Genomic DNA, 15,913 nt, shown 5'->3' with positions numbered 1-15,913 from the left:
CAATTGCATTGGAGAGAATGCTAGAGGCCGAGGTCGCGCTTGCGGCCAAAGCCCCATTCGATGCCGCCGCCGTCCTTCACCGCACCGGTGACGTGCTGGCCGAGCCTCCTCTCGAGGTCGCGCGACCAAGGCACGAGTTGGAAGGCGAGGCCGTTATCGATCATGGCGAAGCGTCCCGAGGAGAGCGTCAGGCGCTGGCGATACGCACCTGCCACGTGCTCCCCAAGGGCCGCCTTCACGTGAGGCAGGCCGGTGTCGGCGGAGACTTTTGCGGCCACCTCGTCCAGTTCACGTCGGCGCAAGGTGTCCAGAAGGCCGCGCTGGAAGATGATGCGTTGGCCCTGCCGCCGCGCCAGACCTTCCTGAACCAGATGCTCGGAACGGGCTTCCATGGCGTCGCGGGTCTCACGGCCAAATCCGCCCATGGCAAGCGGCATGGGGCCGCGTTCGACGAGCCTGTGGTCGAGCCAGGTCGCGCCTTTTGCGGTGATCTGGCTTCCAAGGCCGAGATCGGAACGGGTCGCGAGGACTAAGGTGGGGTGCACGTCGCCGGCTTGACCGAAGCGTCGGACTTCGACGATTCCGCCGATCGGCGGTGCATGTTCGAAGGCCTCGATCCCTCGCAAGCGGACGTGGTGGGCGCGTCCGTCAGTTCCATCGATCAGGGCGTAAGCCTCACCCGTCAGCTCATCATGCAATCCCCGATCGACCAGCCGTCCGATGATCTGGGACGAAGGCTGCCCACCTTCGATGACGAAGTCGGCAACGCCGCGCGCTTCTCCACGCTCGGTAAAGGCGCGGTGCATGGTCTTGATGATGTCGCCGCGCATGCCGAGGTCGCGCAAGCTGCGCTCGGCCTCGAGCCCGACCATCCATTCCCCCGGTGCACTGGATGCGGCAAGGCCCATCTTCTCCAGATGTTGAAGGCGACCGACCATCAGGCGCCGGATCTCGGGATCAGACTTGCCGGGATGCTCGGGGCGGAGATCGACATAGCCAGTCTCATCCGCCGCCAGCCGGATCTCGCGATCGAGCCGCGTCCATCGTTCCACTGTTACTTCGCTTTCCAGGGAATTGTAGATCTCGTGATCGGGCTTTGGACCGAATTCGATCGCAACCAGTTCCTCCGCGCGGGAGCGCAGGCCCTGGCTGATGTAGTCGCGGGAGATCACGAGATCGGCCCCTTCCTGATCTACTCCCCGAATGAGCAGATGGACGTGAGGGTTGTCGGTATTCCAATGATCGACAGCCACCCAGTCGAGCCGCGTCCCCAGATCGCTCTCCATCTGCCGGGCGAGGTCTCGGGTGAAGGCCTTCAGGTCCGCCATGTCGCCGGCATCCTCTGGGGAGACGATGAACCGGAAATGGTGCCGGTCGTCCTTGCACCGGTCAGCAAAGGCCGCGCTATCGGTGCGGTCGCTGCCGGCATCAAACATCTCGGCCCTCTCGCCGCTTCGAGTCACGCCGTCGCGCATCAGGTATGAGAGGTGAGCAGTCAAGGGTGCTGAACGGAAGGCACGCCCTTTGTGACGAACCACGCGCGCCTTCACCACAACGCGCCGCGTCGAGCTGAACAACCGATTGCGAATAAAGGCGAGTCGGCCGCGGCCAAACGTCGAGCGCCCATAGACCGCAGAACGCCTGCCAACCGCGGCATGGCTCGATGTATGTCCTGCTTTCTTCGCCGCCCGCAGCACCTGGTTGATGAAGCTTTTGGGCTTCAGCGCGCGGGTGTTGCGGATGCGCCCGGGCCGAATACGCAGATCGCTGTCGCCCGTGGTCACAGCCGGACCTCCAAACGGGTGAAGGCGGGTACATTGCCGAAAGCATCCTTGATTTCATTGTTTAAAATCCAAGGCGCGGCACGCGCCCCGACCGGCCGGCACGCCCGAACCCAAGCCATGTCAATGGCTTGCCGTTCGACCGGTGAGCCCCTTTTATCTCGCCGTCCTGCTGTCGTGTTTGCCCACCGCTCTCCCCATTCCGCCCATTCTTCTCCAGAGCACGCCAACGCATGCGAGCTTGCGCGTTCCATCATTGCGCCCCTCCCGCATCAGATCTCGCGACAAACAACCCTGTTGCTTGTGGCACAATGGCCGAGACGTCGTGCACGGAGGCAATCGTCGGACCCCGTTTCGGTGGACGCCTGGCAGCGCTCTTTGGGCCTTCAGGCCGCACAACGAAGAGCGCTCCCGCGGATGACCGCAGACGAGCGACTGCGCTGGAAGTAGTAAGGTCGCTGCCGATGACTGGCGCGAGCTTCTGCAAATAGGCTTCGGTCTCTGCTGGCAATAGGCGGCCGGCAAGACGCTCATCGTAACGAGCAGGCCCCGCGTTGTAGGCTGCAAACAAGCCCGGCGCACCGTAACGGTCGCGCAGTTCGCGCAGGTACGCCGTACCTGCAAGTATGTTGTCATGAGGATCATAGGGGTCGTTGCCGAGGTCGTACCGCAGACGCAGCTCCGCCCAGGTTTCCGGCATGATCTGCATCAACCCCATGGCGCCCCTGGGTGACTTGGCGCGCACCTCTCGGGCGCTTTCGACGTCTATGACTGCCAGTATCCAGCGCACCGGGATCCCGAAACGACGCGAGGCGGCCTCAACGAAATCCGCAAATGAATTGCCAGTTCGATAACTCGCTGTAGGGTCTGCCGGTCGCGTCTCGGCGAGAGCAGCAGCGTTAGTCTCGGTTAGTGCCACGAACAGCAGTACGGCAGCGCACAGGCTCATCTCGGACAAATGCAAGCGTGCCGGCGCGCTCGCGCCTGTCCCGCGAAAAGCAGCTTCGCGCCGGCCTTTCGGCCGCCCTGGACCGCCGCTGCGCGCGCCGGCCTTGCAAGCTTTGGTCGGGACGGAGGAATGGTCCTGCACTTGATCGAACAAAGGAATGGCAGGACGGAAACTCAGAACGCGCACGATCATTCCTCCCACGTCCACACCGGGAGGGCACGGCCGATCACGGCCGACGCCGGAAGGACTCCAAAATATCGGCCGTCCAGGGAGTCGTCCGACTGCCAGTTCATGAGGAACAGCTCACCGCCATCGACCACGCGACAACCCTGCCATTTCGGCAACGGCCGGCCGCGGCCGTCGCGATTCCGCGCCTCGCCGACTGTAATATCATCGACCGAAATCGTGAGCCCGTTTCTGCAGACCGTCTGACCGGGGAGTGCCAGCACGCGCTTAAGCATTGGGACGCCGACAGGCAAATAGCCGTTCAGGTCGAGGAAGCTCGCAAGCGGCTCCGGTGGCTGCACGGCGACCAACTCAGTGACATGGCGGTGTTCCGACGGCCGCAGGCGATAGAGACCGATCGGCACGCTCGCAGATGCATTCCAGATGTAGAGCGGAAGTGGCTCCAGGACGATCGTCGCGACGAGTGCAGCAGCGGCCCCAAATGCTACGGTAAGCATCTTCAGACGTCCCGTCATCGCATTACCCTCTGACGGTGAAGCCAAGCCTGGTGGCGCGCTTTCGTATATGGACGCGGGTTCTCGTTGACGGACAGACGGTTATGAACGTGATGCCAATGATCAGGCGCGACGTCGGCGGGATCAATGCCGAGTGCCTCAACAGCATCGGTCATATGCAGCACGCGCTCGACCTTCGGCCAGCCTGTCAGGCGCAGCAGAATCTGTCCGCCGGGGGTTACATAAGGGACAGTCGAGCAGCGCTGTCCAGGCGCGACCGCGCGCAGGATGTCGATCCGCGAAATGACCGTCCCAAAGTCATTGGACGTCCAGCGAACGAAAGCAAAGATGCTGCCTGGCGCGAATGACAGGACACGTCGGTGGCGATCAATCTTCCGTTCCTTGACGATGCGACCGAACCGAATGCGGTTCTCGATACGCTTCTCGAGCCACAGGACTTCCACTTCGGTGAGTTCGCTCATGCTGCCGATCCCTGAAGCTGGCACTGAAAATCGTGCGCTTGAGTTTCGGTGAAGCGCGTGTGCGGCTTGCAAAGGAAAGCAGAGCTCGCGGCCCGCAGTTGCCGGTTGCTTGCAACGCGTCTCTCGGCTTGGTCCGTTAGAAGAAATCCGAAGGATTTCTGGTTAGTAAAGTTAGAGCGGCTAGAAGGTGCGCAGAAACAAGCTCTTAAGCTCGATTCCGGTCCCCGATAGCACGAGGATAGGGTCCCCGATAGCACGAGCTGATTCATAGGTTGTCCTCCGTTTTTGGAATGAGACCGCGCCGGCGCAGGGGCGCCGCTAGGGGATCGACGGGTGTTGGCGCGAAGTTCAGCCGCTCGGTACCGTTCGGGTCGCGCGTGAGCACGAGCTGATAGCCAGGCAATGTCTGGCGCTGAACGACCTGCCGTACGTCCTAAGCGAAGTGCTTGAGCGGCGGGAGGATGCCTGACTTGGCATGGAGGCGCACAAGATCAAAGCTCCAGCCGCCGTCCTGATGCCCGCCATGCTTGCGCACGAGCCGGTAGAGCCACCGCTCAAGCCCGCCCGTCAGATCGAAATACGCGCGATCAATTGTCAGCACGAGCGCGTCATCGATGACGCCGGCATAGAACCAATCCGGCAAAATCAGCTCGAGGCCAAACGGGCGGCCATTAGCATCGGCCGTCTCCTTCCACTCGTTGATCCAGGAGAAGCGATGCCGCCGCCGTTCTGCAGGCTGACGAATCGAGGTCAGCACGGTCGTTGACCGCAATCTGTCGAGACCCGCCTTCAGCCGGTCATAGTCGCGCGCGCTGGTGCCGCGGCCGACAAACGTCAATATCTCGTAAGGCGTTGCAGCCATCAGGCGCGACGTCTTTAAGCCGGCGTCACGGGCTTCGACAATCTGGGACGCGGCCCAGATCAAAACGTCTGCATCCCAGATGATCGCCATGCCGTGTTCCGGCACGGCTTCGACACGAATTGCGATCGCACCCGCGCGGAAATCGATCGGCACGATCCGCTTCGTTTTTGCGAGCGAGAAGAATGGATAAGCCATCAGATCCTGCGCGTCGCGCGGCGCGAGATCGCCGGGGAGCGCCCGAAAGAGCTCAAGCTGGTCGCGCTCGGAATGGTGCTTGCGCCGCATGGTCACTGCTCTCACGCGGTCAATCAGCGACGTTCCTGGCCCGCATACGGGCGCAGGGCCGGATGCTTTTTGGCCGGCAGAACAGTGCCCTTGCCGGGATCCGACGTTGACGTCTTGGCGCCGAGATCAGCCCAGGCCTTCAGATCATCCAGGGCGTAGACGACACGTCCGCCAATCTTCCGATACGTCGGCCCGGTGCCGTACGTCCGGTGCTTCTCAAGCGTTCGACCCGAGAGGCCAAGATAACGCGCGGCCTCCGGCGTGCGCAGGAAGCGCGGGGGCAGTCCGGCCATCGGATCGGGCATTTGAGAACTCCAAGGTGACAGCGCACCGCGCATGGCGGCGCCGGCGTGTGTGCGGTCATCATGGAGAAGCAGGTTCTCGGAGGGGGATGCCGAATATCGGGGGGGCGATTTTCGATACCCCTCGGCCGAGGGGCTACTTGTCCCTGCGGCCAGGCCGCAGAAGTCTGCGGTAGCCTCCGCGGACCAACGCGACGCCACTTTTCACCAGGCGGACCGTTCGATTGCGCAAATCGTGCGTCTTCCAGGCGCGATCAGGGATGCGCTTTTTGCCGAACAGCGCTTCGGCGGTAATGCGATAGCTGCCACCGGCAGTATGCGCGTCGAGCGCGCGGATGGCTGCGCTCAGGCGTTCGCGCCGCTGCTTAGATAACTTGTGAAAGGCAGGACCCGGCGCGCGTCCATTCATCGCGCGCCACAGCCGCCGGGCTGCATAGGCGCGCGCTTCCAAATCACCGTTAAACGGCAATTCGGCTACGTAGGACGCGCCGACCACGGGAGGCTCTTTGGACCAGACACGGTGATCCGTCGCCCCGATGCGCAGCACGATATGCCAGCCATCGGCGGCGCGGCGTACCTGCCCCGCTGCAAGGTCGAGCAGTGGCCGGGAGACCGAACTGCGACCGGCGGACGACGCGACCGTGACTGGAACGACGGTCGTTAGAACCTCAGGCGCCCAAAAGATTATCTGCTCGTCGAAGGACCGCTGCGGGTCATGGGCGAAAGCAGATGCCCCACCTCCTCCTGAACTCGGCGATCGCTTGGCCATCTGGGCTACTAGCGATCATCGCTTCGTAGTCGCGTCGATAGTCCGCGTTGCGGCGAAGACATTCCCAGGCGATGTCGGTGATTTCGGCGTCTTCTAGGCTCTTGTAGGAATCCGGCGACCGCCAGTCGAATTCAGGCATTGCTTCCGCCCCATTGCACGCAGCTAACAAGGATTGCGGCGCAATAGTTATGAACGACGCGGTTGTAGGAAGCCCCTAGTTTAGCACCACGTGGTGCATAAGAATGACCACTGGCCCGCGCGAGAAGATTATTCGCTTCCCCAATTCTGAAGCGACGATTTCCTTCTATTTAGAGCCGTCGCTACGCAAAAGCCGGCCCTGTTCGGTCAGCCACTTGGCGCGCGAGAGATGACTCTGGTATGCGCGGCGAGCGCGATCCGGCTCACGCTCTGGGTCAATGTGCAGTACTACCCGAGCGACTTCCGTCCAATCAGCCCCCTCGCTGTCAGCTTGCAGGAGGCGAATGTACGTGACGACATGCTGTTCGTCATAGGCCGTAAGAATCTGGTCTGTGGGCGCAGCGTCAGCGACGTCGGGATCGAACGGCGGATTCTTCATAAACTCCATGCCTTAGATTAGACAATTTCTAACACGCGAGCCGGAAGAGGCTGAAGCGCTAATGTTCGGTCACGAGACCGGACTGGAGCGTTTTGTCGAGAATACTCCGTGGTGAAATACTCTTCAAGGACGTGCCCTCTCGCGTATGGACATACGCGAGGTACTTGCAATCAATTTGCGGAAGCTCCGACAGGCGCGCGGTTTGTCGCAGGAGGAATTGGCACACAGGGCGGATATTGACCGCACCTATATCAGTGCGCTCGAGCGAAGCGTCTATGCGGCGGGTATCGATGTTGTCGATCGGTTGGCGCGCAGCCTTGGCGTAGAGGCGGCCGACCTGCTGACTCGCCCACCTACAACAACTCCCAGGCGAAGGACACGGGGGCAGGCCGAATAGCTCATGCGGCGAGCGTCGGCTGATGCGCACCGGTTTGAGAAGCCCCGCCCGGCGGACCGGACGGGGCTTGGCGGAGCGTCTACTCGCCGCTCTTGCGGGGCCGCGACCAGAGCAAGGTGTAGCCCTCGCCGCCTTCATCATCGAACAGGTTGGCGTAGATCGGCGCGTTGAACGAGGGGTCATCGAGCTTGAGCGAGAGGTAATCGCGGCCCTCTTCGGAACGCTTCGACCAAGCTGCGCCGATCTCCGCCCGGCCCACGTAGATGCGGTGGCTGGGAGCGTTGTCGTTGGAGCGGTTGGTCTCGGCGACGATACGGACGCCCCTGGCTTGCAGGCTCAGGGTGACGATCTCGCCCTGGAAATCGTTGCCGACCTTCTTGAAGGAACCGATGTTAGCCATGTCACTTCTCCTGTTGTGTTTCGAGCCCGCGACCACCGCGGCCTCGATGGCGATCTAAAGGCCGAGGACGATCGGCGACGCACCCGCTTCAGGGCCGGAGCGCAGCGGAGGACGCCGTTGTGGCGACTTTCTTGTCTCGCGAGGAATGGGCGAAGCGCAGGGGAAGAAAGTCGCAGCAACGGCGTTGCGGCTCAGACGATCGAGGCGCAGCCGGTCTTCGGCCAGATCAAGCCATCAAAGAGGCCACGTGCGTCCGCGTGCTGAACCGCAATCTTGGGAGAAGATTTGGCGAATCTCGGTTCTGCTGAACAAGGGGTTGGTACGGTTCGGCGGAGAAAGAGAAACAATCTGCCGCAAAGGGCGGTATCGTCCCGGAAGGAATGATCGAACGGAGCGCGCCGCTCCACCGCAGCTATGTGGGCCAGACAGAGACCGGTACGGCTTGCTTAAGCGCCCGAGGAGGGAACGCGGTTACTTCTCGCTCAAGCTCGACGATCCCTCATTCAACGTGACGCCCTGTGCCGTCTTGCTCGGCCGATGACCGCGACGAAGCCTCACCGCTCGTGCGCGGCGGCTGTGAGAACTGGTTCAGGCGCATTCTCCACCACCCCGGCCGACTCCGATGGGAGGGTCCCCGCAAAAACGGCCAAGCGTGTCCATGCCGTGCCGCCGATGCAAACCGCTCCTAGGCATGCCAACGCCTCGCGCCAAGCCAATGAAGGCACCCCGATCTGCGACAGGGCAAATATCACCTGATAGCCGGCGATCGCTGCGGGGACCGTGAATACGGTCGCGATCGCGACGCGGAAGGTCAAGGACCGACTAACGGCGACGGCGACCTGACCAGCGGCAAGCGTCAGCGTGCCAGAAGCAATTCCGATAAGCAGTGCGCCGAAGACGCCCGCGCCATGAAGAAATGCCAACATCCCGACACTGAGTGCGACGAAAAACGGCAGGGCATACACTGCGAGCGCAAAGATCACCCAGCAGAGCAGACCGATACTAAGTATGTTGAGAACAAGCCCGAACGCGAGCATGGTGGTGGCTCCATGTGCATGGATTTATCAATCGCGCCTTCCACCACCACCACGGCGCAAGTTCTAATGTAGAAATCGGAAACGAGGCGGAGTTGCGGCAGCTGCAACTCCGCTTTGACGCCGTGGAAGCGGCAAGACGGCGCTCACGCGCCGCCGAACCTCCAAACGGGAATGCCGAGCCGCTTCGCTTTGTCGGCGAAGTTGTCCTGAATTCCCGTGCCCGGGAAATGCATGACGCCGATTGGCAGGAGTTCAAGCATGGCGTCGTTGCGTTTGAATGGGGCTGCCTTGGCATGTTTCGTCCAGTCGGGCTTGAAGGCGATCTGAGGCACCTTGCGATTGGTCGCCCATTTCGAGGCGATCAATTCGGCGCCTTTCGGGGAGCCGCCATGGAGCAGGACCATGTCGGGATGCTTGGCATGAACCTTGTCGAGGCGATCCCAGATGAGGTGATGGTCATTGAAGTCGAGTCCACCGGTGAGTGCGATTTTCGGTCCTGGCGGCAACATGACCTCGGTATCGTAACGACGCTTGGCGGCGATAAAGTCGCGGGAGTCGATCATTGCCGCGGTGAGCGTTCGGTGATTGACCAATGATCCCGATCGTGGGCGCCAGGCTGAACCGGTGTGGACCTCAAATTGTTCGATGGCCTGGTCGCGGAAGAGCTCCAGGCAATTGCGGCGCTCGATCAGCGTGATGCCTTCGGCCGTGAGGCGCTCGAGTTCGACCGATCGCACTTCCGAGCCGTTCTGCTCACGTTGGCTCTTATGCTGCGCCTGTTCGTTGTCGTCGAGCTGCCGTTCGACGCGATCGAGGGCCCGATGGAACAGGTTGACGGTCGACCAGAGCAGATCGTCAAGATCCGGCTCAAGCCGCGTGTCGCTCAGGGTCGCAACGAAGGCGTCAAAGATGTCAACTACGGCGCCGACAATCATCTTGCCCTCCGGGAGTGGTCTTGGGTCGGGCTGGTCGTCGAAGGGACGAAAGCCGAAGAGCTGTAATTCGGTGAGGATGTGGTCGGTCGGAGAAGAGCCGTGCGGCGGTTCAATGTCGTCATGGTTGGTCATGAGAAGAGGTCCTTTGCCGGATCGGCCGCGACCATCGCGGCCTTCGTAGCGATCCTCTGACGGCGGGCGGACCGGGCCAGCACCCGACAGGGCCGAAGCGGCAGCGGAGGATGGCGGAGGCCGGCTATTTTGCTTCGCGATGCAAAGCGCGCGGCCAACTGCATGATGTGTCTTCACATCGCTGGCGCGCGGCGGAAAATAGCCGGACGTTAGCCATTGCCGGCCCGGGCCGCTTGCCGTCCGATCGCCCTCTAGAAGGCCGAGGTCGCGTCCTCTTCCGGTATTGGCCTCGCCTATGACCGGCCTATCAACGTCGATCGAAGACCGGGAGCTATTCCGCGGCCACCGTCGACGAATGCACGAAGCGGACGACATCCTCTGACACAAGCTGAAACCGCAGCGCTGCTCGGAGAGCTTCGAGACCGAAGACATGCAGATCTTCGTTGAAGTCGCCCAGCCGGGGCGACAGCACGACCACTTCAATGCCGGCGTCTGCTGCGCGCTGGCTGAGAGTTGCCACCACCGCACCACCGGCGGCATCGGCATCGCGCGCAATGTAGAGCCGGCGCAGGCTAGACGGCAGCGTCATGGCGGAGAGGTGATTAGCCGAAAGCGCTGCCGCCATGGGCATCGTCGGCAGCAGGTAGCGTAGCGAAAGCATGGTCTCGATACCCTCGCCGGCAGCGAGCACGTCATCCACCACGCCGAACCGAACGGCGTTGCCGAGCAGATCGCCCATCGCGCGCCGTGGGGTATCGATCGGAGCCTTGCCGAGCCGCACGCGATCAAAGCCGTCCGGATCGAGCCAGGTCCGGTGCACGCCGGTGATCCGACCATCGAGATTCGTGACGCCGGCAATCATTGCCGGCCAGGTTTCGGTCGGCAGATGGTCGTCCGGCCGATAGTAGCAGCGTGGATGGAAGCGCAGACTGCCGCCATGGTAGATGCCGGTTATGCCGCGGCCCTGCAAATAAGCCTCGGCAATGGTCCCCTTGATGGGGCGGGATATCGCAAAGAGCCGACGGGCGGCTTCCTGCGATCCGGGCGGTACGACTGAGGGAATAGGTCTTGGGGCCGGCTTCTGCTCAGAGCGAGGCAGGTTCAAAAAGCGCCTCGCCTCCTCGGCGACCTCACGAAAGTCTCGCAAAGCCAGAGTTTCGCGGATGATGTCGAGCAGATCGCCATGCGCGCCGGTTGCGGCATCGGCCCACTTGCCCGCCGCTCCCTTCGGCGATTCCTGGAGCCGTACAAATAGTGAGCGGCCCGGGTTGTTGTGGACGTCGCCGACCACCCAATACCGCCCCGCCCGCTTGCCATTGGAGAGATAGTGTCGGCATACCGCCTCCGCCTCGCGCGCGAGGCGGCGTGCCAGTTCGCAAGGTTGGCGGGACATCAGGCCGCCTCCTGCCAGCCGGCACCTTCGACTGGATACCGGTCGAGTATCTTCGACAGCATCTCTATGCCGCTTGCGTCCATCCGTACGAGCATCCGGAGCTTACAAAAGGTGATCTCTCCGAAGAGGCCGTGGCCTCGCAAGCTCTTGCGCATCTTGGACTTGGATCCCGACACTTCGATGCGCTTTCCACGGATCACTCCGACATCGGCCGACTTGATTTTTTGGACAGCTTTTGGCATGCTGATTTTCCACGACGGGCGGCCGGGAGCCTCTCTCTCGGCCTCCAACCCATCATGGAAACAACCCTGCCCCCTCTTACTCTAGTGCCCGCGGCTACCGAGCAGAGCCTTACGCCGCCTGCTGGTCCTCCCTCGGCATGTCGCCGACGGGTTCTGGGAGAAAGCCAAGCAGATAATCGGCAACCTTGCTGGCCTTGGAGGCAGCCCGGATAATGGCACGATTGTCCTCGCGCAAGACTTCAAGCCAAGAGCCGATATAGTCGGCATGCCGCACCGTCGGCACGATGCCGAGCGAGGCGCAACTGAACGCAGACGAGATTTCCGCAACCAGCTCCTCGAAGGCATACTTCTTGGTACCGTAGTTGCCTGACAGGTCACGGTTCAGACGCGACGGATGACCGCTGGCATGCGCCAGCTCGTGGAGAGCCGTTCGATGCCAATTGATTGGTTCAAAATAGGCCTGCGGAGGCGGCACCTGCACATAATCTTCCGTCGGCATGTAGAAGGCACGGTTGCCGCCGATGCGGAAGTCGATGCCGGTCGCCTTGATCAGGTATTCGACCTGCGGCTCGATCAGGCCCGGCGGCGGGGGCGGCGCCGTCGTCGCGATCTCTGGAGGCAAGCCGCCGCATTGATCACAGTTGAAGACCGTAAAATGCTTGAGGAACGGTATGGCCTGCGCTTCCTCGCCGGTCTCATGTGCGCGGCGCTTTTCGCAGGCAGGCACGAATCGGTCGGCATAGACGACGGTCGTGCCGCGCTCGCCCTTGCGGACGTGACCACCGAGCGACAGCGCCTGGCGGAAGGTAAGCCAGTTCTGGCCTGTAAATCCGTGTTCGGTCGCGGCACCCCATAGAACTAGAATGTTTATGCCGCTGTATTGGCGGCCGGACGCCGCGCTCTTCGGCAAAGCCAAAGGCGCCTTCGCCGCCGCGGTGCCCCAAGGCTGCACCCACGGCACTCGGCCAGCCTCCAACTCGGCGATGATCTTGTTGGTGATGTTGTCATAAAGGTTGGCCCGGTCCTTACCGGTGCGCGCCTGAGGATAATATCTGGACATCGCGGGTCTCCGCGACGGGGACCGCGAACCTCTCTCGCAGCCTGTAACCCGTCATGGCAAAACCCGGCCGACACTCTGACTCTCCTCCTACTTGAAGGAATGCGAGACCTGTGACGCAGCCCGCCTTGCATCGTATCTTCATGGGAATTGAGTTGAGCTACCGGGGCCGCAGGCCCCACGAGGCGTGCGCCAGGGGCGCATCGCCTCAACGGAAAATGGCACCCGGAGAGCGTGAGCATAGCGACCCGAAGGGGCACGCGGGTCCGAGTGCAGCGACGAGACCGGTTCAATAGCGGCACCCGGGAACGGGGCAGTGATAGCGGTCGCCGCAAGGCGAGCCCCTTTTCCGAGTGCCCCCGGCGAGGAGCTCCGCTATCCCTGCGCGAGGGATCGAAGCCGGATGGCCGAGACGCAGCGCGGCTCGGTTCACAAGAGCCAGTTGCGGCGCAGCCGCATGCGCGCAAACGGGAGAACTCGCCAGGGCCTGGCCAGAGGACCTCGTTTCGTCGCTTGAATTCGTCGGCGCGCAGAAAAGTCTCTTAGTCTTAGTGATCCCGGCGCAGTTCGGGTTGCATTCCGCATTGCATCGTCCATCCGGCTAAGCGCGTCCGGGAGGCCTGCAGGTCACGGAAACCTGGAAGGACTCAGTCCCAGTACGTGAGCGATAATGGAACCATTCGAGCAATGGCCGGCCAAGCAGTGCTCAGCCCAGCAATCATAGCCTGCTTAGTCTAACCCGCACGTCCAAATTCCGACGCCCAAAAGCGGTCCGAAGGCTTCGATACAAGTCTCCCATCGGACCTGTCGGATGGACTGTTGATTTATCATCTAGAGCAGTTGACTGCCTACTACCGGCCCCTGCCAACGGAGCGCCGCAACTGTTCCCCTCTTCTTTCGCGAGCGGCATTGGCTCTCTTGGAGAATTACACACCAAAGGCTTCCTTTTCACGCGCCAATCCAGCCTTTTCCCGCCCGGGCGCGCTTCGCAGTAGAGGTGCAAACTCCTTGGCCGTAACACTCCGCTTAATCCGCGATCCGAACTCTCGCTCCCGCAACCGGGGGCGAAGAGCAATCTGGATCGACCAGATCCCATCTCGTTCGTCAGTGAATCAGCACAAGTTACACCACGGGCATTCAGCAGTGAGATCAAACCGCTTAGGCTCGCCACGCTCCGCACTACCTGTCCGCTACCCTCTCGCTAGAACCTGGCCCACGATGATGAGAGCGGACATGGCCGCCGCTTACCTTGACTTTGGAGACACGAGCGAACTTATGCGCGCGATCAGCCGAGGAGACGCACCCCCGCCGATCGGCTTTCGCGGAACAGGGCGCCTGCGCCAACCAGTTTGGTCGAAGGCGACTATGGATCACTTCGCAGCGTCGATCGGAAAAGGAGATCTTAAGCAGGGGGAAGATCTTTTATGCCTGGTGTAATATCGCTTGGGAAGGCACCGCGTCTGCCTCGGTATTGTCGCCGCAAAAAACTGGCGAAGAATAGAATAGCCTACTATTTTGAACCCCCAACCTGGGCCCGTCGACAAGGCTGCGATTTAAACTTTGAAGCTCTAGGCTGCGATTACGCCAGTGCCGTCGAGCGGGTGGAGAAAGTTCTCTTGCCGGCGTTCGACAGTTGGCACTCACGGGGTCTAAGCGACATCGTGCCGGCGACTATCGAACCCGGCACGTTCGATTGGCTCGTCGGCGTCTTCCAAGCTCACCAGAAGTGGACAGAAATCGAAAGCACTACACAGCGGCACTACACAAAAAGTCTCGCGCTGTTCGCCAATCACGAGCTGAAAGATGGAAGTCGCGTTGGGTCTAAACAGTTGTCCGATTTCACCAAAGCGTTCGTCGACGCAGTTTATCGAAAATTATTGTCCGTGACGAAAGTCGATAACAGTGGAGAGGTCGTCGTTCGCGAGCGCCGTCGCTATGTCAATATGGCTATGGCGTCCTGCCGCCGGGCTTGGTTCGTTGGTCAGCGTGCTCAAGAAAGGATCGTACCAGCGACCAATCCGTTTTCCCGGATGGGATTAAAATCTCGTCCGCCTGGGCGGCCGATAGAGCCCACACCCACCGCAACTTGGGATGAGCTCGTCGCGTTCAGAGCTGCCGCGAGAAGGCTTGATTACCGCTCGATCGCAACAGCTGCTCTACTGTCGTGGGAGTGGCTGCAACGAGAGCAGCACGTCTTTGGCGCCTTCGACATTTCGCATTATCGCCCCAGCGAGCGACCAAATAGCGTCAGAATCGTCCACCCGAAGAATGGAGAGGAGGCCTGGTGGCCCCTAACGGACGAAACTGGCGCCCCTCTATTCCCTGAACTTATGGAGGAACTTGACGAGATCAAAAGGACCACCCTCTCCGGCCTGGTATTCCGGCGTGACCATGCGCATCGTCAGTCGGCAATCCCGCTACCATGGATTACCCCGCGCAAGGATCTCCGCTATCTACGGAGTGTGGTAAAAACCATCATCACAGAGGCTGGCCTACGTCAGGAGCTTTCTTTTCGGTCCTTCCGACACGGAGGATTTACTGAAGGCGCCGACAGCGATCTCACGGATGCAGAGTTGCGCGCGGCTGGCCGTCATAGATCAAGTCGCCAACTGCCAACCTACGCCAAGCGCACTGGCAGGCAGTTGATCATTGCCACAAAAAAGCGTCGCGAGGAGCGGGCAAGATCTCTGCTTATTCGGCTCAACGCCAATCTCTCCTCGGAATAAAGGCACGTCGGCCGACGGCGGCACCGACGAATGGGAAAGGATCGCCTATTTTCCCGTCCACACCGGCTTGCGCTTCTCGCTGAACGCTTTCAGCCCTTCCCTGGCGTCCTGGGTCATCGCGAGCAGCGCGATCTGGCTTTCGGTGTAGGCGATGCTCTCGTCGAACGACATCGAGGCGATGGCGCGCATCGCGTATTTGCCGCGACGGATCGCGGTCGGGGATTTGTCGACGATGCGGCCGATCAGCCAGTCGACCTTGGCATCCAACTCGGCCGTGGGCACGACGTAGTTCAGCAGGCCTGCGGCCAATGCCGCTTTCGCGTCGAACGGCTCGCCGGTCAGCGCCCATTCGTTGACGAGGCGAGGTGGCGCGATGGACTGCAACAAGCTCAACACCTGCATCGGGAATACGCCGACTTTCACTTCCGGCAGGCCGAAGATGACGTGATCGGCGGCAACGGCCATGTCGGTCATGCAGAGCAGGCCCATGCCGCCTGCCATGCAGACGCCACTGAGGCGCGAGATCGCGGGCTTGGTCGCGTTCTGCGACAAGCGCAACAGATCGGCATAGTCGACATTCGGCTTCGAATGATCCATCGCGAAAGCCGCGCCGGAGTTCTGCAGATCCGCGCCGGCGCAGAACGCCTTGTCGCCCGCGCCCGTCAGCACGATGACACGGACGTCCTTGTCGTCATGCGCATCGCGATAGCCGCGTGCGATGCCGGCGATGACCTCGCCATTCAGCGCGTTGTGTTTCTCGGGCCGGTTGATGGTGATCCAGAGCGCCTGCCCGCGCTTCTCGGTAATCACGGCTGTGGTGTCGGTCATGGTACGCTCGCTTCCTTGGGCTCCCGTTTAGCGGCCATTTGCGGCAGCTCGGGCGGAAGGTGCAAGGGCAAACTGTGGC

General features: G+C 61.6%; 17 protein-coding genes and 1 pseudogene. 2 read left to right on the top strand and 16 right to left on the bottom strand.

Annotation, left to right across the window (positions count from 1 at the left end):
* Nucleotides 1-20: 20 nt before the first annotated feature.
* The 9 genes and pseudogenes from AC0L3C_RS03330 to AC0L3C_RS03290 form a co-directional block, all read right to left on the bottom strand.
* On the bottom strand, nucleotides 21-1,784 hold the full coding sequence (locus tag AC0L3C_RS03330) for a relaxase/mobilization nuclease domain-containing protein (protein ID WP_473407131.1): 1,764 nt from the start codon (nucleotides 1,782-1,784) through the stop codon (nucleotides 21-23).
* 250 nt (nucleotides 1,785-2,034) lie between these two features.
* Nucleotides 2,035-2,922 (bottom strand): lytic transglycosylase domain-containing protein, encoded by an 888-nt coding sequence (locus tag AC0L3C_RS03325; RefSeq protein ID WP_473407130.1) that lies wholly within the window; start codon nucleotides 2,920-2,922, stop codon nucleotides 2,035-2,037.
* Nucleotides 2,919-3,431 carry a S26 family signal peptidase gene (locus AC0L3C_RS03320; protein WP_473407129.1) on the bottom strand — a complete coding sequence of 171 codons (513 nt, stop codon included), beginning with the start codon at nucleotides 3,429-3,431 and terminating at the stop codon, nucleotides 2,919-2,921. The genes AC0L3C_RS03325 and AC0L3C_RS03320 overlap by 4 nt, the downstream gene beginning before the upstream one ends.
* Nucleotides 3,428-3,892: a DUF2840 domain-containing protein gene (locus AC0L3C_RS03315; RefSeq protein WP_473407128.1), complete on the bottom strand. Its 465-nt coding sequence runs from the start codon at nucleotides 3,890-3,892 to the stop codon at nucleotides 3,428-3,430. Before AC0L3C_RS03315 ends, AC0L3C_RS03320 begins: the two co-directional genes overlap by 4 nt.
* Nucleotides 3,893-4,157: 265 nt before the next feature.
* Nucleotides 4,158-5,039, bottom strand: a pseudogene (locus AC0L3C_RS03310) (replication initiator protein A).
* A 23-nt stretch (nucleotides 5,040-5,062) separates the two neighbouring features.
* Entirely contained in the window at nucleotides 5,063-5,344 is a 282-nt protein-coding gene (locus AC0L3C_RS03305) for a helix-turn-helix transcriptional regulator (protein ID WP_057854240.1), read from the bottom strand.
* A 133-nt stretch (nucleotides 5,345-5,477) separates the two neighbouring features.
* The gene (locus AC0L3C_RS03300) at nucleotides 5,478-6,110 is read right to left on the bottom strand and encodes a DUF2285 domain-containing protein (protein WP_473407127.1); all 633 of its coding nucleotides are present in this window, start codon (nucleotides 6,108-6,110) and stop codon (nucleotides 5,478-5,480) included.
* Complete coding sequence (locus AC0L3C_RS03295; protein WP_473407126.1) at nucleotides 6,055-6,249, bottom strand: transcriptional regulator domain-containing protein; 195 nt, start codon at nucleotides 6,247-6,249, stop codon at nucleotides 6,055-6,057. Before AC0L3C_RS03295 ends, AC0L3C_RS03300 begins: the two co-directional genes overlap by 56 nt.
* Nucleotides 6,250-6,414: 165 nt before the next feature.
* Entirely contained in the window at nucleotides 6,415-6,687 is a 273-nt protein-coding gene (locus tag AC0L3C_RS03290) for a DUF2285 domain-containing protein (RefSeq protein ID WP_473407125.1), read from the bottom strand.
* A gap of 145 nt (nucleotides 6,688-6,832) precedes the next feature.
* Here AC0L3C_RS03290 and AC0L3C_RS03285 point away from each other — a divergent pair, with 145 nt between their 5' ends.
* Nucleotides 6,833-7,084 carry a helix-turn-helix domain-containing protein gene (locus AC0L3C_RS03285; RefSeq protein ID WP_473407124.1) on the top strand — a complete coding sequence of 84 codons (252 nt, stop codon included), beginning with the start codon at nucleotides 6,833-6,835 and terminating at the stop codon, nucleotides 7,082-7,084.
* A 79-nt stretch (nucleotides 7,085-7,163) separates the two neighbouring features.
* Here the strand turns inward: AC0L3C_RS03285 and AC0L3C_RS03280 are convergent, their stop codons facing one another.
* The 6 genes from AC0L3C_RS03280 to AC0L3C_RS03255 all read right to left on the bottom strand — a co-directional run bounded on the left by AC0L3C_RS03280 (nucleotide 7,164) and on the right by AC0L3C_RS03255 (nucleotide 12,283).
* Complete coding sequence (locus tag AC0L3C_RS03280; RefSeq protein ID WP_007594548.1) at nucleotides 7,164-7,484, bottom strand: DUF736 domain-containing protein; 321 nt, start codon at nucleotides 7,482-7,484, stop codon at nucleotides 7,164-7,166.
* 554 nt (nucleotides 7,485-8,038) lie between these two features.
* Complete coding sequence (locus AC0L3C_RS03275) at nucleotides 8,039-8,521, bottom strand: hypothetical protein (protein ID WP_473407123.1); 483 nt, start codon at nucleotides 8,519-8,521, stop codon at nucleotides 8,039-8,041.
* A 143-nt stretch (nucleotides 8,522-8,664) separates the two neighbouring features.
* Nucleotides 8,665-9,588, bottom strand: a complete 924-nt coding sequence (locus tag AC0L3C_RS03270) for a DUF2493 domain-containing protein (protein ID WP_473407375.1) — start codon at nucleotides 9,586-9,588, stop codon at nucleotides 8,665-8,667.
* A gap of 331 nt (nucleotides 9,589-9,919) precedes the next feature.
* Nucleotides 9,920-10,981 carry a DUF7146 domain-containing protein gene (locus AC0L3C_RS03265; RefSeq protein ID WP_473407122.1) on the bottom strand — a complete coding sequence of 354 codons (1,062 nt, stop codon included), beginning with the start codon at nucleotides 10,979-10,981 and terminating at the stop codon, nucleotides 9,920-9,922.
* On the bottom strand, nucleotides 10,981-11,223 hold the full coding sequence (locus tag AC0L3C_RS03260; RefSeq protein WP_473407121.1) for a hypothetical protein: 243 nt from the start codon (nucleotides 11,221-11,223) through the stop codon (nucleotides 10,981-10,983). The genes AC0L3C_RS03265 and AC0L3C_RS03260 overlap by 1 nt, the downstream gene beginning before the upstream one ends.
* Nucleotides 11,224-11,332: 109 nt before the next feature.
* Complete coding sequence (locus AC0L3C_RS03255) at nucleotides 11,333-12,283, bottom strand: ArdC family protein (RefSeq protein WP_473407120.1); 951 nt, start codon at nucleotides 12,281-12,283, stop codon at nucleotides 11,333-11,335.
* 1,613 nt (nucleotides 12,284-13,896) lie between these two features.
* Between AC0L3C_RS03255 and AC0L3C_RS03250 the strand changes: the two genes are divergently transcribed.
* Entirely contained in the window at nucleotides 13,897-15,006 is a 1,110-nt protein-coding gene (locus tag AC0L3C_RS03250; protein WP_473407119.1) for a hypothetical protein, read from the top strand.
* A 45-nt stretch (nucleotides 15,007-15,051) separates the two neighbouring features.
* On the opposite strand, the gene AC0L3C_RS03245 is transcribed toward AC0L3C_RS03250, so the two are convergent.
* A complete protein-coding gene (locus AC0L3C_RS03245; RefSeq protein WP_473407118.1) occupies nucleotides 15,052-15,834 on the bottom strand; it encodes an enoyl-CoA hydratase/isomerase family protein in 783 nt (260 codons plus the stop codon).
* Nucleotides 15,835-15,913 lie beyond the last annotated feature (79 nt).

The sequence above is a fragment of the Bradyrhizobium sp. WSM4872 genome (assembly GCF_055811715.1).
Note: the sequence above shows the minus strand (reverse complement) of the source record. Positions and strands in the feature narration are given on the sequence as shown.